The organism is Dyadobacter alkalitolerans DSM 23607, from assembly GCF_000428845.1.
GTDB classification, from domain to species: Bacteria; Bacteroidota; Bacteroidia; order Cytophagales; family Spirosomataceae; genus Dyadobacter; species Dyadobacter alkalitolerans.
The window spans coordinates 366,201-386,947 of record NZ_AUAS01000004.1 but is presented as its reverse complement, the minus strand read 5'-3'; the positions used below and the strand labels follow the sequence as shown (position 1 = coordinate 386,947).

Annotated in this window: 16 protein-coding genes; 13 read left to right on the top strand and 3 right to left on the bottom strand. The window is 45.5% G+C overall.

What is annotated here, in order from left to right:
* Positions 1-6: 6 nt before the first annotated feature.
* The 4 genes from G395_RS0110205 to carB all read left to right on the top strand — a co-directional run bounded on the left by G395_RS0110205 (position 7) and on the right by carB (position 7,246).
* Positions 7-549, top strand: coding sequence for an NADH-quinone oxidoreductase subunit C (locus G395_RS0110205; RefSeq protein ID WP_026629954.1), 543 nt, complete (start codon positions 7-9; stop codon positions 547-549).
* Positions 550-583: 34 nt separating this feature from the next.
* Positions 584-2,260: a hypothetical protein gene (locus tag G395_RS0110200; protein WP_229204124.1), complete on the top strand. Its 1,677-nt coding sequence runs from the start codon at positions 584-586 to the stop codon at positions 2,258-2,260.
* A 103-nt stretch (positions 2,261-2,363) separates the two neighbouring features.
* The gene (locus G395_RS0110195) at positions 2,364-4,205 is read left to right on the top strand and encodes a BamA/TamA family outer membrane protein (protein ID WP_026629952.1); all 1,842 of its coding nucleotides are present in this window, start codon (positions 2,364-2,366) and stop codon (positions 4,203-4,205) included.
* Between the two features lie 197 nt (positions 4,206-4,402).
* Positions 4,403-7,246, top strand: a complete 2,844-nt coding sequence (gene carB / locus G395_RS0110190) for a carbamoyl-phosphate synthase large subunit (RefSeq protein WP_026629951.1) — start codon at positions 4,403-4,405, stop codon at positions 7,244-7,246.
* A gap of 74 nt (positions 7,247-7,320) precedes the next feature.
* Here carB and G395_RS0110185 read toward each other — a convergent pair whose 3' ends face one another.
* The 3 genes from G395_RS0110185 to bshA form a co-directional block, all read right to left on the bottom strand.
* Positions 7,321-7,569, bottom strand: coding sequence for a hypothetical protein (locus tag G395_RS0110185; protein ID WP_026629950.1), 249 nt, complete (start codon positions 7,567-7,569; stop codon positions 7,321-7,323).
* A 111-nt stretch (positions 7,570-7,680) separates the two neighbouring features.
* The gene (locus G395_RS0110180) at positions 7,681-9,027 is read right to left on the bottom strand and encodes an NAD(P)/FAD-dependent oxidoreductase (RefSeq protein ID WP_026629949.1); all 1,347 of its coding nucleotides are present in this window, start codon (positions 9,025-9,027) and stop codon (positions 7,681-7,683) included.
* 46 nt (positions 9,028-9,073) lie between these two features.
* On the bottom strand, positions 9,074-10,213 hold the full coding sequence (gene bshA / locus G395_RS0110175; RefSeq protein ID WP_026629948.1) for an N-acetyl-alpha-D-glucosaminyl L-malate synthase BshA: 1,140 nt from the start codon (positions 10,211-10,213) through the stop codon (positions 9,074-9,076).
* A gap of 182 nt (positions 10,214-10,395) precedes the next feature.
* Between bshA and G395_RS0110170 the strand changes: the two genes are divergently transcribed.
* The 9 genes from G395_RS0110170 (at position 10,396) to G395_RS0110130 (ending at position 20,685) form a co-directional block, all read left to right on the top strand.
* Positions 10,396-11,277 (top strand): geranylgeranylglycerol-phosphate geranylgeranyltransferase, encoded by an 882-nt coding sequence (locus G395_RS0110170; RefSeq protein ID WP_026629947.1) that lies wholly within the window; start codon positions 10,396-10,398, stop codon positions 11,275-11,277.
* Between the two features lie 101 nt (positions 11,278-11,378).
* Complete coding sequence (locus tag G395_RS0110165; RefSeq protein WP_026629946.1) at positions 11,379-12,074, top strand: TapB family protein; 696 nt, start codon at positions 11,379-11,381, stop codon at positions 12,072-12,074.
* Between the two features lie 124 nt (positions 12,075-12,198).
* Positions 12,199-12,771 carry a phosphoribosylglycinamide formyltransferase gene (gene purN / locus G395_RS0110160; protein ID WP_026629945.1) on the top strand — a complete coding sequence of 191 codons (573 nt, stop codon included), beginning with the start codon at positions 12,199-12,201 and terminating at the stop codon, positions 12,769-12,771.
* A 9-nt stretch (positions 12,772-12,780) separates the two neighbouring features.
* Positions 12,781-13,710, top strand: coding sequence for a hypothetical protein (locus G395_RS0110155; RefSeq protein ID WP_026629944.1), 930 nt, complete (start codon positions 12,781-12,783; stop codon positions 13,708-13,710).
* Positions 13,711-13,738: 28 nt separating this feature from the next.
* Complete coding sequence (locus G395_RS0110150; RefSeq protein ID WP_026629943.1) at positions 13,739-14,809, top strand: hypothetical protein; 1,071 nt, start codon at positions 13,739-13,741, stop codon at positions 14,807-14,809.
* 193 nt (positions 14,810-15,002) lie between these two features.
* A complete protein-coding gene (locus G395_RS0110145; protein ID WP_026629942.1) occupies positions 15,003-15,644 on the top strand; it encodes a porin family protein in 642 nt (213 codons plus the stop codon).
* Between the two features lie 145 nt (positions 15,645-15,789).
* On the top strand, positions 15,790-17,118 hold the full coding sequence (locus G395_RS0110140) for a DEAD/DEAH box helicase (protein ID WP_026629941.1): 1,329 nt from the start codon (positions 15,790-15,792) through the stop codon (positions 17,116-17,118).
* 59 nt (positions 17,119-17,177) lie between these two features.
* Positions 17,178-18,965, top strand: coding sequence for an ABC transporter ATP-binding protein (locus G395_RS0110135; protein WP_026629940.1), 1,788 nt, complete (start codon positions 17,178-17,180; stop codon positions 18,963-18,965).
* Positions 18,966-19,104: 139 nt separating this feature from the next.
* Complete coding sequence (locus G395_RS0110130) at positions 19,105-20,685, top strand: DUF4394 domain-containing protein (protein ID WP_026629939.1); 1,581 nt, start codon at positions 19,105-19,107, stop codon at positions 20,683-20,685.
* Positions 20,686-20,747: the final 62 nt, after the last annotated feature.

Sequence of the window (20,747 nt, the reverse complement as noted above, 5' to 3'; positions counted from 1 at the left end):
ATTATAATGATTTTTCAGGAAATTTCGGAGCTGGTAATTACTACTTTTTCGGATAGAAATTTCGAAACGGACACAAAAGGGCCTCAGCCTGTTTTGATTGTTCCCGTGACGGATATCCACGAGATCTGTGATTTTTTATATCGGGACAACCGCTTGTATTTTGATTTTCTGGCTTGTGTTACGGCCATTGACACTGGCTTGGCTGCTGGAACGATGGAGCTGATCTATAATATCACATCCATACCATACGGGCATGATCTGATGCTGAAAACAGTTTTTGCAAGAAGTGCGGAAGGCGCTCCCCTGCCCGTTGTCTCTTCCGTGGCAAGCATCTGGCGTACAGCCGATTGGCACGAAAGAGAAGCATATGATCTGATGGGCATTCATTTTGAAGGACACCCCGATCTGCGCAGGATTCTGTTGCCTGAGGACTGGAATGGTCACCCTTTGAGAAAAGATTACAAGGTCCAGGATCGTTACCATGGCATTTATGTGCGCTACGAAGATGGCGTTTCTGAGCAGCTGCCTGAGAATGAGGACAGGGCTTAATGTTTTTAAATTGATAAATTACTAATGTATGGGCATGCGCTTCATCGGTCTGGCGATTATTTTCTCAGGCTTTTTTACATTCTCTTCTGCTTCCACTGATTCCCTGATCGTTAAGGGGCGCATATTAAACCTGAATGGCAGGTTATACCGGCAGGCTCCTGTCATTACATTTTCAAGAAACAATATTTTACAGCCGCAATCTGAGCTCAGCAAGCAGACGCCCCTGGAAGCTGACGGAAGTTTCCGGGTGTCGCTTCCTATCCTTTTTCCACAGGAAGAATTTTATCTGGATTACGGTGGAAAAGCTTTTACAACATTCCTGGGCTCACCAGGCACGGTCGAGATCACATTTGACGGCGATTCGATTGCTAAGGCTTCAAAGCTATTTTATTTTGCAGGCGTAAATGCGGATGCGAACAATCAGTATGCTCAATATCTGGCTGCTGAAAACAAGCTTCTGGCAGCGAACAGTTACTTAGGCGCCAATTTTTTCAAAAATTTCTGGCAAAACAGTGCTTCCGGCGCCCGCGAGATCGCACAGCAACGCGCTGCCCTGCGACTTTCCGCCGTGAAACAAGCCGCAGCCAACACGGTGCCTTCTCCTACATTATCTCAATGGGCTAAGTCGATCACGGACGAAGAACAGTTGCAGATCCTGTACGAACATGCATTGAGCAACCAAACGGATGTGAGTAAGGTGCTGCTCGACAGCCTCAGACGCCTTTCCGAGCCGCCGCTGACTGCGCAGCGCGTGATCTGGGCTAATCGCTTTGGTAACTATGCCGACCTGAAAGTGGAGGAACGGAAATACACAAATCCAAGCAAAACAAATTCACTGCCCGTTCGTCTGATGGCTACATTGATAAAAGACAATGCGGCGAACCTGACTCCCACGGAAAGGCAGCGCCTGAATGACATTAATGCCAATGGCCTGGCAGAGAAAACTGACCTGGATTTTTTGAATAAACTCTTTGCAAAAAATGAAACGGTGCTGAACATTCTTTTCAATTATGAGCGTGAGAGCCGTATTTATGCGGATCTGTTTGACAGCACAGCGACCGAATTTCTCAAAATCCGTTATCTGGCTAAAAACCTTTTCAAATTTACCTACGCACAACAACTACAACTGAATAGCCATATTCAGTCAAGGAGCAGTCTGCCTGTATTCCATGAATCGCTGGATGAAATCGTACGTCTGGAAGTAAAGGATAGTGCTGATATCCGCAAAATTGTGGAATATAAGAATGTAAAAACCGAGCCGACCGAAGCATTACCGGGCTATTTTCTGGCAGCTTCCAATGACCGCGGCACAAGCTGGTTTAATCGCGTTCTGGATCAATACAAAGGCAAAACCGTGTATCTCGTAAAATGGAACCTGGACGACGCTAAAAGCCGCGAAGAACTCGACTATATTCCTGCATTACAGGCGAATGTGCCGGAAGATGTCGTGTTCCTTTTCCTGCATTTATCGGGTGATGAAGTCGTTCCTGCCGAGGCATTGCTGAGGCAATACATTGTGCGGCACAAGCTCAAAGGCACACATTTATTCATGGACGCCAACCAAATGATGGACCTGCTTTTCCGCCTGAACCCACTGGACGCGGGCACTTTTTCACTGATCCGTCCTAATGGTAAGTTTGCATCCAGGAACGCCTCGGCACCGAGCGCAACCGACAAGACGATCAAAGCCATATTGGATGCCGGTAAGTAGCGGCCTCTTTTTCATATCAATTTTGAAACCGGTTTACAACGCCATATATATCTATCATTCGTACCTTATCGTTTAGTCTGTTGATTTGGAATTGAAAGTACACATGTTTAGATATGTCCTGTTTTTTTTGCTGTTATCCACCTATGCTTCGGCGCAAAAAAACCCCGATAGCCTGGAAGTGTACAGCAGAGACAGCCTTCGATATACCAACCTGAAAGTAAGGATGTCGAAAACCAAGTTTTCGCGTGCAGTTTACAGGCTTTTGTTCAGGGATGTGTATAACCAGGGGCAGGTGACGGAGGTTAAGGAAATTGAAACCAACCCGTTTACGCCTTACGAAGGGATGGTGATCCGGAAAATCTACATCCGGCAGCTCGACATTCTCGGCGAATCGGTTTACGACACCACGCGGGAAGGGAAAAGGCTCGAAAAATTTCTCAGTAAAAATCTGCACACCAATACGCGGGAAGGCATCATAAGGCGTTCTTTTCTGCTGTTTTCCGAGGGGGACGACATTAAAGCACAGATCCTGAAAGATAATGAGCGTCTGCTGCGGACCAATAAAACGATTACCGATGCGCGTATCATTGTTGTGCCCAGAAAGGACGTGACCTGGATGGCGGACGTGGTCGTGCTTATCCAAGATTCATGGTCGCTCAATTTCAGGGGCGGTTTCAGCTCTTTTAACAAATTCAATGTTGGCGTCGAGGATATTAATGTCCGGGGAACGACGCATTCACAGCTCACTCGGGTCCGATGGGACGGAAATGATGACCTGGGCAAGAAATTTCAATTCCGGACGATTTATACGGTTCCTTACATCAGTAAAACCTTCATAACCGGACAAGCGAGCTTCATTTACGAGAGGGACCTTGAAGAAAGATCGATCCGGTTTTTTCGTAGATTTTTGACCAACGAAACAAAATACGCAGGCGCGGTGGAAGCCGGTCAAATGATGGTCAGGCAGATAAAGAGAAATCCAAGCGACACCGAAGAACCTATCATATTTCCCACCAGATTCAATTATTACGACATCTGGTTGGGTCGTTCATTTAAGTTTCCGTTTCCAGCCAGCCGGTTGGCCGAGAATTCAAGGATCGTAATTGCTGCCAGGCACAACAAATATCATTATACAGAGCGCCCGGAGGTTTCACCCTATATTAATAAAGTGTATTGGAATAAAAGTGCAACATTGCTCAGTCTGGGTTATTCCAATCGAAATTACAAGCGGGACGTTTTGATCTATGGTTTCGGCCGGACGGAGGACGTTCCTGTCGGTAATTTGTTTGCGCTCACCGCGGGCCGGGAGGACACCGAATTTGGTGCCAGAGGGTATGCGGGCCTGCAATATGCGCGGGGTAAATATCTGCCGCACAACCTGGGTTATATGTATGGATTGATCAACATTGGTTCCTACATTAAAGAAGCCAAAGCGCAGCAAGGCGTCATCAGCGCGCAGCTCAACTACATCAGTAACCTTATCCCGTTCAGATACAGCTTCTTCCGGCAATTCTTAACCGGCCGTTACACCCGGGGTGTGAACCGTGATCCGCTTGATTATCTGAACATTAGCGGGGATCAGGGCATCAGGGGCATCAACAGTGAACAACTAATTGGTACGACGCGGCTGACGCTGGGTACGGAAACTGTGTTCTTTTCGGATAAAAGTTTGTTGGGTTTTCGTATTGCCTACTTTGTTTTCGCAGATATCGGCTTGGTCAATGGTGCCGAGTCGGTCTGGAAAAGTCCGCTTTATCAGGGTTATGGGCTTGGTTTGCGGCTAAGAAATGAAAACCTGACATTTAATACCGTCCAGTTCCGAATCGGTTACTATCCGAATATTCCGGGAAATACTTCGGTGTTCCGTTTAGGCGCAAATGGCAATGTTCCGCTGAGATTGAGGGATTTTGACATCTCCGCACCTTCAATTGCGCCACTTCAATAATTGCATTTAACTGATAATTAGTTCGTTAAATGTCTCGCGGTAAAAAATAACAGTAATTTCCGCTAACCTTCCCTTCTTTTTCGGATATGTGAATTAACTTTGTGGAATTTTTGGACGTACCCCTGCTGAGATTAACAGGAAATGTTGCCAAAAGTTGCTAAAAAAGTTTTCCTCATTTCTACAAATTACCAATTACTGTGCCCAAAAATACGAATATCAATTCCGTTCTAATTATCGGTTCAGGTCCAATTATCATCGGTCAGGCATGCGAGTTTGACTATGCAGGCTCTCAGGCCGCCCGTTCACTTCGCGAAGAAGGGATAGAAGTTATATTAATCAACTCTAACCCTGCCACGATCATGACTGACCCGATTAGCGCAGATCATGTTTATCTGCTTCCATTGGAAAAGAAGTATATCGTTGAAATTCTTGAAAAACACAAAGCGATGGGTAAACCTATCGATGCCGTGCTCCCTACTATGGGCGGGCAAACTGCATTGAACCTGGCCATCGACTGTGATAAAGCAGGTGTTTGGAAAAAATATGATGTTGAAATCATTGGGGTTGACATCAAGGCCATTGAAACGACGGAGGACAGAGAGAAATTCAGGCTAAAAATGCTCGAACTTAATGTGAATGTCTGCAAAGGACGCACAGCAAGGTCGTTTTTGGAAGGAAAAGAAATTGCGCAGGAAATCGGCTTCCCGCTGGTTATCCGGCCTTCATATACATTAGGAGGCACGGGAGGCGGTTTTGTGAACTCGGAAGCTGAGTTTGACAAAGCATTAAACAATGGCTTGCACGCATCGCCGGTTCATGAAGTTTTGGTAGAACAAAGCGCGATGGGCTGGAAAGAATACGAGCTGGAACTCCTTCGCGACAGCAAAGGAAATTTCATCATCATCTGCTCCATCGAGAACTTTGACCCGATGGGCGTGCATACAGGCGACAGCATTACGGTTGCACCGGCCATGACGCTTCCGGATACATTGTACCAGCAAATGCGTGACCTGGCTATCAAAATGATGGACGGGATCGGTAAGTTTGCAGGCGGATGTAATGTTCAGTTTTCGGTAAATCCAGCGGATGACCAGATCATTGCCATTGAAATTAACCCGCGCGTTTCCCGCTCGTCTGCACTGGCATCGAAAGCGACCGGTTACCCTATCGCAAAAATCGCTGCTAAAATGGCGATCGGTTATAACCTGGATGAATTGATCAACCCAATCACAGGAAGCACATCTGCGTTCTTCGAACCATCGATCGACTACGTGATCGTGAAAGTGCCACGTTGGAATTTTGATAAATTCGTTGGCGCAGACCGCTCATTGGGATTGCAGATGAAGTCTGTTGGAGAGGCCATGGGAATTGGCCGCAACTTCCAGGAAGCATTGCAGAAAGCTTGTCAGTCACTGGAAATTAGAAGAAACGGACTTGGAGCAGATGGTCGCGAGCTGCGTGATCAGGAAGCGATCAAACACAGCCTGGCACATCCTAGCTGGGACCGTCTTTTCCATATATATGATGCTTTCAAGATCGGTTTGTCATTCAAAACGATTCAGAACCTTACTAAGATTGATTCCTGGTTCCTTCGTCAGATCGAAGAGTTGATCGAACTGGAACATGAGATAGAAAAATTTGATCTCAATGACCTTCCAAAGGAGCTTTTGCTTACGGCCAAACAAAAAGGCTACGCTGACCGCCAGATCGCTCATTTGATCGGAACCAAGGAGAGCAGGGTTTACGACAGACGGAAAGAGCTCGGAATCAAGCGTGTATACAAGTGTGTTGACACCTGCGCGGCTGAATTCGAAGCCAAAACGCCTTACTACTACTCTACTTTCAACACATCTCAGGAATATCCGGACAACGAATCGGTGGTAAGCGACCGCAAGAAAGTGGTTGTTTTGGGTTCAGGCCCGAACCGGATCGGACAGGGAATTGAGTTCGATTATTCCTGTGTGCACGGAGTTCTTGCTGCGAAAGAGGAAGGTTACGAGACCATTATGATCAACTGTAACCCCGAAACTGTTTCGACGGACCCGGACATCGCTGATAAACTTTATTTCGAGCCCGTATTCTGGGAACACGTGTTCGACATTATCGAGCATGAAAAGCCGGAAGGTGTGATTGTTCAGCTCGGCGGACAAACTGCCCTTAAAATGGCAGAAAAGCTAGAAAAGTATGGCATTAAGATCATCGGAACCAGTTATCAGTCACTTGACTGGGCCGAAGATCGCGGACGTTTCTCGCCGCTTTTAGAAGAACTAGGTATTCCTTTCCCGAAATTCGGAACGGTAAGGACTTCCGATGCTGCGGTAGAATTGTCGCGCACGCTGGGTTTCCCGCTGCTGGTTCGTCCAAGCTATGTTTTGGGTGGACAGAGCATGAAGATTGTAATCAATGAAAAAGAACTGGAACAACATGTGGTGAAGATCCTGCATGACATTCCCGATAACAATATCCTGCTTGACCACTTCCTGGAAGGTGCATTGGAAGCAGAAGCAGATGCAATCTGCGACGGCGAAGATGCCTACATTATCGGGGTTATGGAGCACATTGAGCCAGCTGGTATCCACTCCGGCGACTCACACGCTGCACTTCCACCATTTGATCTCACGGAAGATGAGATCCGTCAGATTGAGGAGCATACGCGCAAAATTGCGCTGGCGATGAATGTGATTGGATTGATCAACGTGCAGTTTGCAGTAAAAAACGGCGTTGTTTATGTAATCGAAGCGAACCCAAGGGCATCGCGTACCGTTCCGTTCATTTGCAAGGCCTACAAAGAGCCTTACGTGAACTATGCAACGAAGCTGATGTTAGGCACGAAGAAATTGAAGGACTTTACATTCAATCCGGTGAAAAAAGGCTGGGCAATCAAAATCCCGGTTTTCTCTTTCAATAAATTCCCGAATGTAAATAAAGAACTCGGCCCGGAAATGAAATCGACGGGTGAAGCAATCTATTTCATCGATGATTTGCAGGATGATTTCTTCCAGAAGATTTACAGCGAGCGCAATCTTTATCTGAGCCGCTAGTTTTAATCATTGGCATACAAAAGCAAAAGCCGGCACATATGTGTCGGCTTTGCTTTTGTATATCCAAAAAAAATTTATTTCACTTCTTCATAATCCACATACTCACCGCCACCAAAACGGGATGATGAATTTGCATCTGGTGGTACATTATCCACTTTTACACCTGCATTCGCACGCTGGCGTTGCTGCTGTGCCTTGTATTGCCTTTCCTGTTCTTTAATAAGCTGGCGGCCTACAAGTAAGTGGAAAATAAACCTTCTGAAAAACGGAACAAACGCAATCAGCAGTAAGAATATGAGGATTATATTGAATAGCAGTTTCATTTTTTAAATTTTGTTACATTAATATATAACGTAAAGCTGGCATAAATAGCACACGAATATAACGAAAACCTAATGAATGATCCAATCGCTCTTGGGAAAGGCCGTATGAAATTATGAGTGGCTATGCTGTGTTTCCTGTTTAACTGCTTCTTCGTTTTTCTCGTTTTTGTTTGAGATCTGCTCAATGGTCTTGGGTTTCAGAATCAAGCGCAAGGATTGATCATAAGTCGCATAATTCCAAACCCAGTTTATTAATATCAGCAAACGGTTTTTCACACCGACAATGGAAATCAAATGCACGAACATCCAGGTCAACCAGGCAAGGAAACCCTGGAACTTGATAAAAGGCAGATCTACAACTGCCCTGTTACGCCCAACTGTGGCCATCGAGCCCAGATCTTTGTATTTAAAAGGAACCGCTTTTTTCCCGTCCATCACACGCCACACATTTTTGGCAAGCGCCTTACCCTGCTGAATTGCCGGCTGTGCCAACTGCGGATGCCCATTTTCCCATTCACCTTCCTGCATAGCAGCCACATCACCTAATGCAAACACATTGTCATAACCTTCAACGCGGTTGTATTGATCCACTTTGATGCGACCGCCGCGAACGATCACTTCCGGATTCAAGCCATTCAAAGGATTTGCCTTAATCCCTGCCGCCCAGACAAGGTTATCGGCCCGGATGCGCATTCCTTGTTTGGTAGTCACATATTTTCCGTCAAAGCCTGTTACAACCTGCTCAGTATGAATGTGGACGCCCATTTTTTCAAGATACTCGCGTGACCTTTGAGACGATTCGTCTGACATGGCGCCAAGCAATTCTTTGGAACCTTCCAGCAAATGGATTTCCATGGATTTAAAATCCATTTCAGGATAATCTTTTGGCAGAATAAAATGCTTCATTTCTGCCAGCGTTCCAGACAATTCCACTCCGGTGGGCCCTCCTCCTACTACAACCACGCTCATCAGCCCCGCGCGCTGCTCGTCAGAATCCACTGACAATGCGTCTTCAAAGTTTTGTAATATCCTGTTTCTCAGAGCCAATGCCTCGGAAACCGTTTTCATAGGAATGGCTCGTTCCTCGATTTCTTTCATCCCAAAATAATTGGTGATAGCACCCGTCGCAATGACCAGATAATCATAGGTTATCTCACCTAACCCCGTCATGATGGACTTTCGGTCGGTGTTTACACTCTGCACCTCTGTGATGCGGATATGTACATTTTTTTTGGATTGGAAAATTTTCCGGAGCGGAAAGGAAATGGAGCTGGGTTCAAGGCCCGCCATAGCCACCTGGTAAAAGAGCGGCTGAAACTGGTGATAATTATTGCGGTCGATCAGCACTACTTGGAGGTCTTCGCGCTTGGCGATTTCTCTTGCCAATGCAAGCCCGCCGAAGCCCGCGCCTACGATTACTACCCGCTTGTATTGTGTATATGGAATGTTTGGTAACATGGTCTGGTCGTTTGTGAATTTCGACCAGACCATAAAAATACCATACCTATATCGTTACAGCTTTGCTATTTTCGACAACTTTCTCATAATAAGCTTCATAATGAGGAAGGATCTTGGTAATATCAAAATCTTTTGCCCGCGCCAATGCGTTCGCTTTGAATGTTGGCAGATTCGCATCATCTAATATGTAAGCTGCATGCTTCACCATATCATCCACATCGCCTACGTCACTCAAAAATCCGGTAATGCCATGCAGGTTCAGTTCAGGAAGTCCGCCTGCGTTGGACGTTATTAAGGGAACTTCGCAAGCCAGTGCTTCTAATGCTGCTAGGCCAAAGCTTTCTGATTCAGAAGGCATTAAAAATAAATCAGCCACAGAAAGCACTTCTTCAATGGCGTCGAGCTTGCCCAAAAACCGGACGTCCGAAAGCATATCCAGGTCTTTGCACATACGTTCAATGCGTTGTCTGTCGGGACCGTCGCCTACTAGTAAAAGTTTGCTTGGCAATAACTTGCGCAGCTTTTCAAAAATCATGATCACATCATCAATCCGCTTTACTTTCCTGAAATTGGATGTATGGACGATCAGTTTTTCGTTATTCGGGCAAATTGCTAATTTAAAATGCTCTTTTTTCTGACGGTTGAAACGATCCAGATCAATAAAGTTTGGGATCACTTCAATGTCCTTCGTTATCGCAAAATGAGCGTAAGTATCTTTTTTCAACGATTCCGAAACAGCTGTTATGCCGTCCGACTGGTTAATGCTAAACGTTACCACCGGTTCGTAGGATTCGTCTTTCCCTACCAATGTAATGTCTGTTCCGTGCAATGTCGTGATCACGGGAATGTGAATGCCTTGCTGCGCTAAAATTTGTTTCGCCAGATATGCAGATGACGCATGCGGGATTGCATAATGCACATGCAGCAGATCCAGATTGGCACTTGCAGCCACGTGGACCATTTCACTGGATAATGCGGATTCGTAAGGTGGATATTGAAACAGCGGGTAAGCCGGGATATTTACTTCGTGATAGTAAAGATTTTCATTGAAGAAGTCGAGTCTTTGAGGCTGCGAATATGTAATAAAATGAACCTGATGTCCCACTTTCGCAAGTGCTTTGCCAAGTTCGGTAGCTACCACTCCGCTTCCACCGAAGGTCGGATAGCATACAATACCAATTTTCATAATGCTATTTAAAAAGTTGAAAGTCGCACTCGGGCGAACTGTTGTAATAACGGATCTTTTAGCCTAACAACAAATGATCCATTTTTTATCCCCAAAATGGATAAAGATGTTGAGATTTGTCGTTAATGGGATAAAATGAATAATTTTATTCCCTAAACCTTCTGTTTTCAGAGTTAGCCTCCATGAATGTGTCTGCCAGACCAAAAATTACTTTATGGGATTACATTACCGGAAGTGCCCGTCTGGTCCGTATGACCAATCTGGTGATTGTGGTCGTAACGCAGTATTTTACACGTATTCTACTCATAGGCCCCCGCGACGAATGGCGCAGCATCATCGCGAATGCGGATATGTTCTTCCTATCGCTTTCCACAGTCTGCATCGCCGCAGCTGGTTACATTATCAATGATTATTTTGATATAAAAATTGACATTGTAAACAAACCCGAACGCGTTGTCGTGGGGCGATATCTGAAACGCCGCTGGGCAATGGGCGCGCATCAGATTCTCAATGTTCTAGGCGCAGTGTTGGGGCTTGTGGTCAGTCCTTATATATTTGTGATCAATGTTTTCTCAATCACATTACTCTGGTTTTATTCCGAGCGTTATAAGCGACTTCCTTTTATAGGCAACTTTATCGTTTCGCTGCTTACCGGTTTTTCACTACTGATCCTTACCGTTCATTTTCCGGCAAATCGCCATTTGGTGTTCATTTATGCGGTTTTTTCTTTCTTTATTTCCCTCGTCCGGGAAATTGTGAAAGATATGGAAGACATTAAGGGCGACGAAGCGCATGGCTGCCGCACATTGCCTATCATATGGGGCATCCGCCAGACCAAAAACTTCCTGTATGTGATTCTTTTTATGTTCGTTACCACCTTATTCGTGATGGCGCGGGCGCTGGACAACAATGTGCTGATCATCTTATTCTTCCTCCTTTTGATCCCTATTGCCCTGCTTACAGCAAGCCTGGCGCGGGCGGATACACGTCGTGATTTCAAGCGTATCAGCAGTCTTTGCAAGATCATTATGCTGCTGGGCCTGATCACGATGATTTGGGCATAGCGCCTTACCGTAAAATCAATATTCCAAACTAAAAGTGTATTTCTGGCAACCGGGACTATCTTTGTTTACGGCAAACTAAATCACGTATCCACGTTACAATCATGAAAAAACTGCTGTTGTGGAGCTTGCTGCTGCTCTTTTGTATCCAAACAAAATCCATCGCCCAGGACTGCGGCGGTGTTGTATTAAAGCAAGGCAGCGGATTTGAGATGATGAACTACGATGGGAAGGGAAAGGAAACCGGAAAGATCATTTATAAGATACTGGACGTTTCGACAGAGGGTGCCTTCACGGTCTTCAACATTGAAATGGAAGCGATGAATCCAAAGGGCAAGTCGGAGCTGAAAAACATTTATAAAATGAAATGCGACGGAAATGTGATCAGCATGGACGCCAAATCGCTCATCAGCCAGGAGCAGCTCAGATCATTCCAGAATATGGAAATGAAATTTACCTACGAAAACATTGAATACCCGACCAAATACAATGTCGGGGATAAATTAAAAGATGCATCTGTGAAAGGAAATGGTCAGTCGGGGCCTATGGCAGTGAATTTTGATATGATGATCAAAAACCGAAATGTTACAGGCCAGGAAAAACTTACCCTGCCAGCCGGAACATTTGATGCCTACAAGATCAAATCAGATCTAAGTTTTGAAATGAGAATGGGCTTTCCTGTAAAAATGGAAATGGAAAGTATTTCTTACCGCGCACCCGGCGTTGCCTGGGACCTGAAAACGGAAACTTACCGCAAAGGCAAGCTAATCGGGCGCAGCGAACTCACTAAGATTTACTGAGGCTCAAACATTTAACTTATTATTCTTTGGGTGCGGCTTCCGGTTATTTACCGTGAGCCGTTCTTTTTATAAATTTGCCAAAGAATTTTGACACTACATTACGAATAATTAATTCTTGACGACAATGAAACGACTTGCCATCTTCGCCTCCGGATCTGGATCAAATGCGGAAAAAATCGCTGAATATTTTGCTGAGCGGCAAGATGTAGAAGTGTCACTGATTTTCACCAACAATCCCCAGGCCGGTGTAATCAAGAGGGCTTGTAAGTTGCAGATTCCGGTTGTGTTTTTCGATAAAAAGACATTCTACGACACACGCAAAGTGCTTCAAATTCTGCAAAATGAAGGAATTGACCTTGTCGTGCTTGCAGGTTTCATGTTACTAGTGCCTGCCTTATTGGTGGAAGCCTTCCCCAACAAAATCATCAACATTCACCCCGCTTTACTCCCTAAATACGGTGGGAAGGGCATGTACGGGCAGTTTGTCCATGAAGCAGTTGTGAATGCAAAAGAATCTGAATCCGGCATTACGATCCATTATGTGAACGAAAATTATGACGAAGGAAACGTAATTTTCCAAGCAACCTGCCCCGTTGCTCCTACCGACACTTCGGACGATGTGGCAAATAAGATCCATGCATTGGAACACGAAAATTACCCGCGCGTAATTGATGAAGTCCTTTATCAAAAGCGCTAGAAACTACTCATGCTCTATTTCCTGCTGTCGGTCCTCTTCACCGTTGCCCTTTACCTGATCATGCGGGCGTTTCCGCGCTATAATGTGCATTCTTTTCATGCAGTTGTGTTCAATTACTATGCATGCGTGCTTACCGGCCTGGTGCTTACGCCGGACTTGGGCCTGTTCAGGAATGTGATCTGGAATTCGGAAGGAACGCTGGTAACCCTGGCGTTGGGCGGAATGTTTGTGGTCACATTTATGCTGATAGGGCTTACTGCGCAAAAGGTGAGCGTCACCGCAACGTCGCTGGCTGGCAATATGTCGCTCGTTATCCCTGTGCTGTTTGGTCTGTTTGTATTTCAAAACAACAATAAGGAGTTCACTGTCGTCAACTATGCGGGGCTTGTTATTGCACTTGCAGCACTCGCATTAGGCGCAATTCAGAATAGGAATAAAGATGCTGCCTCCGCGACAACCACCTCGTCTGCAAATTCGGTTTCACAGGCGAGATTGTTACTGATCCTCCCCCTGTTCACCTTTCTTGCCGCCGGAACCAACAACACATTGATCAATTACTTGTCGGTAAAGTATTATGCAGCCGGAGAAACCACGCTGTTTATGATCATTGCGTGCTCCGGGGCTATCCTTATTGGTTCGGTCATTTTGCTTTTCCGGGTTTTGGTTAATGGGGAGAAATTACATTGGCGGAGCATTTTAGGAGGATTTATCCTGGGAGTTCCTAATTTCCTTTCCCTTTATTTTCTGCTGCTCGCGCTTGCATCATTCAGCAACAGCGCCGCTTTCGTGTTCCCGATCTACAACATTCTGACTATGCTGGTATCCGCGGGTGCTGCCTGGCTGATTTACCGCGAAAGACTGAACCAACTTAACAAATTTGGACTTCTATTGGCAGTCATTGCGATCATTATGATTTCCTACCAGGAGTTAGGCTTTTGATCGCAAATTTTTCCATAAAATTACCTACATGCCCGAAACTGCTATCTTACATATTAATGAGCGGAAAAATGTCTTGAATAAAAGACAGAAAGAGTTTAACCAGCTGTCCGAAAAAATAGAAGAACTGGATCGCCTGATCCCCGAGCTGGAAAGCGCATATGACCAGATGATCGAACGAATCCCAACGGATCTTGATCCATTGGTTAGAGAATATCAGGAATTCCGGGCGGAGATCGTCCACATTATGGACCGAACATATGCTGCCGATCTTTTCAGGAAAATTTACCAGGATAAGCTCGCTTACCTGATCACTGAAAGCGCTTATGACCTCATCGCACATTACGGGTTCGATGATTTGAAGCCGGTTTTCAATAAATACAGTGCGGTTGACATTGAGGTCCTGCTTGCAGCGGAAAGGGCAAAATCCGAAAAAATTACAGATCCGGCATTTTTAATAGAAAGTGCGTCTGTGCAGGAGCCCGTCGAGTACGAAAGCTTCCATGACCTTCCCGAAGAAGAGCAACAGCGCCTTAAAGCCGAGCAACGCGAAGAGCGGCTCAACAAGCGCATACTGGAAGCAAAACAAAACGCAGAACAGCAGAAAACGACGAAGTCGGTGCGGACCGTCTATATGGACCTGGTAAAAGCTTTTCACCCGGACCTGGAAACGGATGAAGCGGAAAAATTGCGCAGAACGGACATTATGCAACAGGTGACGCAGGCCTATCAGGAAAATAACTTGCTGAAACTTCTGAAATTACAGATCGCGCTGGATAGGATTGATCAGGATCAACTGGAAAATTTGAGTAAAAACCAGCTCAACTACTATATTAAGGTGCTTAAACAGCAAGTAGAGGAACTTGAACTTCTTAAAGAAGCCATTCAGAAGAAGATCTCAGCCGTTTGCGGATTGCCATTCCAGCATGCCAATTCTCTTACGACCGTAATTGTTAAGTTCAATACCAATGTGAATGAGATGAAAGCGGAGATAAAGAACATCCGTAATGTGATCAAAAATTGGAAGGTTCCTTCACAGCTCAAAGCGTATCTGAAAACTTACCAAATCCCGGGCCAGTCTTTTTTTGATGATGAGGATTAAAACATTGCATTTAGCCGATTTTTGCGGGTAACGTATACAGTTGTAGAGGTAATTCCCCGGTTCAGAGTTTAGTCTAAATATAAATATACAAACATCGCGCTTGCAATGAGCACATTGACTGGCAGGCGTTTTTTCATTCGTGTTGGTACATGTTTTGTTGTTTTCCAGCAAAATGTATATTTAACCTACTCAGATGAAAAATTGTATTATTCTATTACTTGCGGTTACATTGTTTGTAACGCAGGCACAAGCACAAGAGAATGTTTCCATTGGACCTATTGTTGGGGTTTCCATTGCTAATTTCAGGGGAGACGTTGCTAATACGGACTGGAAACCGGGCTTAACGGTCGGTGGTTTCTATAATTACAGTTCAGAATCCGGCTTTGGATTTAGCGGACAGCTTTTGTTTACGCAAATGGGCGCTCAGAACAATAACAAAACAAATGAGCTTAACCTGAACTACATTCAGGCTCCGTTGTTGGCAACATTCTACTTCGGACAGTACGGTGACAAAGTTCGCCCGAAAATTTTCCTGGGACCAAACCTTAACTTTTTAGTAGGCGCGCGGGACAAAGACGGAAACAACCTGAATGGCGATTCTAACAACCGCGTTTATTCTCCATTTGACCTTGGGTTGACTTTCGGAGCAGGGATCAACATTCGCCTGCAAGAAAAAATCTGGCTGAACCTGGACGCACGTTATGGCCTTGGCCTTATTGACGTAACGAAAGATGGCAACACCAATGTGAAGAATCAAAATTTCGGAATCAATGCTGGTCTTAGCTTCCCGCTAGGCACTTATAACAGCAACACGGGCAGACTCAGAACCCGCTAAGCAGCGACTCTGGCTTGTCAACACAAAAAAGAACCAGGAGGGCGATCCCTTCTGGTTCTTTTTTTGTGTTGCCGTATATACAAGCAAATGATGCCGCGCTAACCGCAGATTAGGCGTAACTTTGTGCTTTATTATAATCATCGTTATGACTTTTGAAGAATTAAATCTTACCAAACCTCTATTACAGGCCCTCGCTGATCTGAATTACGAAACGCCTACAACGATCCAGCATAAGGTATTTTCAGTAATGATGTCTGGGAAAGATGTGTGCGGGATTGCGCAAACCGGAACTGGAAAGACTTTCGCATATCTGCTTCCTACCCTCCGGCAAATTGAGTTTTCCAAAGACCGCCTGCCACAATTGCTGATCCTGGTGCCTACGCGCGAGCTTGTGGTGCAAGTGGTGGAAGAGGTGAAAAAACTGAGCGCATACCTGACGCTACAGGTGGTTGGTGCATATGGCGGCGGCAACATTAAAGTACAAATGGCTGAGCTGAAAAACGGCGCGGACGTAGTTGTCGCTACACCAGGCCGGCTTTTCGACCTGGCATTGAATGGCTCTTTGAAAACCAAGGCCATTAAAAAGCTGGTCATTGACGAAGTGGACGAAATGCTCAACCTGGGCTTTCGTACGCAGTTAAAAAATATTCTGGACCTCCTGCCGCAAAAACGCCAGAATCTGCTCTTTTCCGCGACATTGACACCGGAGGTTGAAGCATTAATGCAGACTTACTTTAATAACCCGGTAAGAATTGAAGCCGCACCGGTGGGCACACCATTGGAAAACATTGAACAGAAAGCATATTACGTTCCGAACTTTTATACCAAAGTAAACCTCCTCGATCTCCTGCTTGAAGAGAATTTGGATATGACGAAGGTGCTGGTGTTTGTAGCGACCAAGAAACTTGCTGACCAATTGTTCGGACAGTTGGAACTGGGTTATCTGAACAAGATAGGCGTTATACATTCAAATAAAGAGCAAAATCATCGATTTAACACTGTTAAGCAATTTCACGAAGGCAATTATCGCGTTCTGATCGCCACAGACATCATTGCGCGTGGGTTGGACGTTGCGGAAGTTTCCCATGTTTTCAATTTTGACATCCCTGAAATCCCTGAAAATTATATCCACCGGATAGGCCGGACTGGTCGCGCGGATAAAAAAGGCGTAGCCATTTCCTTCATTACAGAAGGTGAAAGAGAACGACAGGAGCAGATTGAAGCGCTGATGAATTACCAGATCCCAATTGAAGATCTCCCCGAAAAGCTCAAAATATCTGAAATCCTTACGCCGGATGAAGAGCCGCAAATCTACATGAAGAGCATTGATGTGAAGCTGCCCAAAAGAGAAGCAGGCGGCGGTGCATTCCACGAAAAGATAGATAAGAATAAGAAGGTGAACGTCCGGAGAAATCACGCGCAGGAAAAAATGCAGAAATACGGACGTCCTATCAAGCGCTCCGGTAAAAAGTAGGGCATAGTTATTGGGATAACTCCTGAAATGAATCTACTTAGCTTCCCCGAACGTCCACTATGAGTATCTGGCAAATATTCCAGCGCCTTCAACCTTACGTAAAGCCGTATAACAAACAAATCGTTTTCGCGCTTTTCCTTACACTGCTTGGCGCGGTGACTGCCCAGGTTAACCCCTGGGTTTTGCGTTATACAGTGGATTCCGTGCAGGCAATGCTGAATAAAAACTGGGGGATCATTCAGGGTAAGGATTTGCTAATCAAGATTTCCGTCATTCTTTTTATAAAGGAAATTGTCAATTCGCTTATCGTTTTTGGCCAGCGTTATTTTGGTGAAAAAATCAGGATCAAGGTTTCCAGCGACCTGGCCCAGGAAGCCATCAGCAGAATCCTGACTTATAACCTCGCCTTTTACAGCGACAACGACAACCAGAAGGGAAAGCTGCAAACCCGCATTGACCGTGGTGTGGAAAGCCTTACAAAGCTGATACAGAACTTTTTTATTGACATTCTCCCGCTCTTTGCCAATTCCATTGTCGCTCTCGCGATCATGTTTTCTGCCAATTTTTATGTCGGAGCCATTGCCCTCGCGATCTTACCGGTTTACTTCTGGATCAGTTATAAGCAGGCGGGCGAATTGCAGGGCGTAAGGCGCAAACTGAAAAGGCAACGGGAGAATAAAAGCAGCGGACTGATTAATCTGATCGAGTCTATTATTGTCATTAAATCCTTTGTTAGGGAAATATTTGAGGGGCAAAAGCAGTATCAGACGCAGATGGAGCTGATGGAGACGCAGCTCAAAACGCGCCGCACCAACTTTGCCTACGACGGCATTAAGAGCTTTATCGAGCAAATCGGCGTCGTGCTAATCATCATTCTTACGGCCTATCTTGTGCTGGATCAGCAAATGTCCATCGGGGCGATTATGTTCCATATCCTGCTTTTCAATAATGTGTCCGCCCCTATCCGCCAGCTGCACCGGATCTACGACGAGATGAACGACGCACTGACCTATTCCGAAGGTTTTTTTGAAATCCTGGATGCCGATAATGCAGTGGAACAAAGTGGAAAGGTTATTCCCAAGACGACGATCCGCGGCGATTATGCCTTGAACGATGTTTCATTTACCTATCCTAATGGCACCAAAGCATTGTTTAACATTAATGTCAACATTAAATCCGGGCAAACGACTGCGCTGGTTGGGTTGTCGGGAGCTGGAAAAAGCACATTGATCAATTTGCTCATTGGTTTCTATACGCCGGATTCCGGCACGCTTACGTTGGACGGGCGTCCTCTGGAAGACTATGATCTGCCCGCATTGCGTAACTCCATCGGAATGGTTTTACAGAAAAACCACATTTTTAAAGGGTCTATTGCGGAAAATATCCGTTACGGGCAAATGAATGCAACCCAGGAAGAGTTGATCGCCGCAGCTCGAAAAGCATATCTGCACGATCAGATTATGGAGTTGCCTGCGCAATACGAAACCGACGCACAAATGCTTTCAGGTGGTCAGCAGCAACGCATTGCCATTGCACGACTTTTCCTGAAAAATCCACCCGTCATTTTCCTCGACGAACCCACAGCCAGCCTTGATGCCATCGCAACCGAGCAGATTAAAAACAGTATGGATGCCATTAAAGAAGGCAGGACAGTTGTCATCATTTCGCATAGCCTTTCCCAAATCCTGGATTCGGATCAGATTTATGTCATGAAAAAAGGACGCATCGCAGAGTTCGGGACGCACACCGAACTGTATGAAAAAGAGGGCGTTTACAGGGAAATATTTGACGCTTCGGCCAGAAGCCTCAACCTGGATAAGATGATCGGCATGATGTCCAAGGAATAACCAGTCTGCTCCGCCCGCATTAAAAAACCATTAAATTGGACCGCATACGCATTAAAAATTAATTAATGCAATCGATCTAAATCGGATTGATGGTCGTATGTGGTGTGTCAAATTACTTGTCACACTCAACCAAAATGGTATGAACATCTCTAAAATTTTGCGATCCGTCTCAGGCAGTTCGCTGCTTCTCGCTGGTCTGGTCTTCGTCAATCAGGCTTGTACGGAACAAACCCAACTTGACAGCCAGCCGGTGCCGCTGGTGAGCGCTCCTAACCAGATTTTTTACGCATTAACAAGCGACAACAAGATTTATGAATTAAATGTACAAAACCCAGGTACACCCATCCGCACACTTACGATCTCCGCAGGATTAGAGCCGGATGAAAAATTATTGAGCATTGATTTCCGCCCTGCAACTGGTCAGCTTTATGCAGTAGGAAACAAGAATCACATCTACACCGTCAATCTCCGCTCCGACATTAACCCGGGAAGAGTTACAGTTATTAGCCCTGTCCCATTTAATCCAGGCATTTCGGGCCCGGAAGTGGTCGGTTTCGACTTCAATCCAACTGTTGACCGCATCAGACTGGTTACAAACACAGCGCAAAATTTACGTTTACACCCTGAAACCAACGCATTAGCTGCGCTTGATGGTTATCTGAAAGGTTATAATGATGTGAAAGTGGCTGCTGCTGCCTATACAAACAATGTTGCCGGTGCAACAACTACACAGCTTTACGACATTGATCCGGACGTCGACAAGCTTTTCCTGCAAATGCCTCCTAATGATGGTGTTTTAAAAGAAGTTGGCCCGTTGGGAACGGACATTCAGGATGTTGGCGGGTTTGACATTTCTTCTGTCAACAATTATGCGATTGCATCCGTAAAAGTGAACAACATATGGGAACTTGCCGAAATTAACCTTTCGACAGGTGCGCTTTCGAAAATCGGAAACCTGCCCGCTGGCAAGATAATTGGCGTTGCCATTCCTACCAGCCCGGTTGCTTATGCAGTTGATGCTTCTAACAAGCTGCTGATTTTCAATCCAATGAACGCCGGAACTCGCATTGAAAAAGCGATTACAGGCTTGCCAATGGGCGTTAATATAGAAGGAATCGACTTCCGTCCTGCGGATGGCCGCTTGCACGCACTGGGTTCTGATGGAAAACTTTACGGACTTGATCTGGCGTCAGCTGCTGCAAAAGCACTTCCTCCTTTGCATTATCTTGGTGATCCTAACTTTAAAGTAATGGGCACAAGCTTCGGTTTCGACTTCAACCCTGTTGCTGACAGGCTGCGCATCGTAAGCAATACAGGACAAAATCTGCGTATCAATGTTACCAGCGGCATCACATTGCTTGACGGACCGTTGAAATTGGTGCCGGGACCTGGAATGCCATTTGTGAATGCTGCGGCTTATACCAACAGCTTCGCCGGCACAACCAGCACTGTGCTATATGATATCGACAGCGAGTCGAATTCATTATTCAAACAAAACCCACCAAATGACGGCGGTCTCGAAAAAGTCGGTGCGTTAGGCTTTAATATCGATGCAGCCAGCGGATTTGATATCGGTGGCACTACGGGCATGGCGTACGCTTTGCTTACGGTGGGCGGAAACACCGGACTATATTCTATTAACCTGACCACCGGAAACGCAACGAAAGTTTCCGATTTCGCAGGATCTGTAAAAGGTTTTGCGTTGGGCTTTGGTTTGTAATCCAGCATGTTAGAAAGGGGCGCTATTTAGTCATAGCACCCCTTTTTTTATTTATTCTAAAG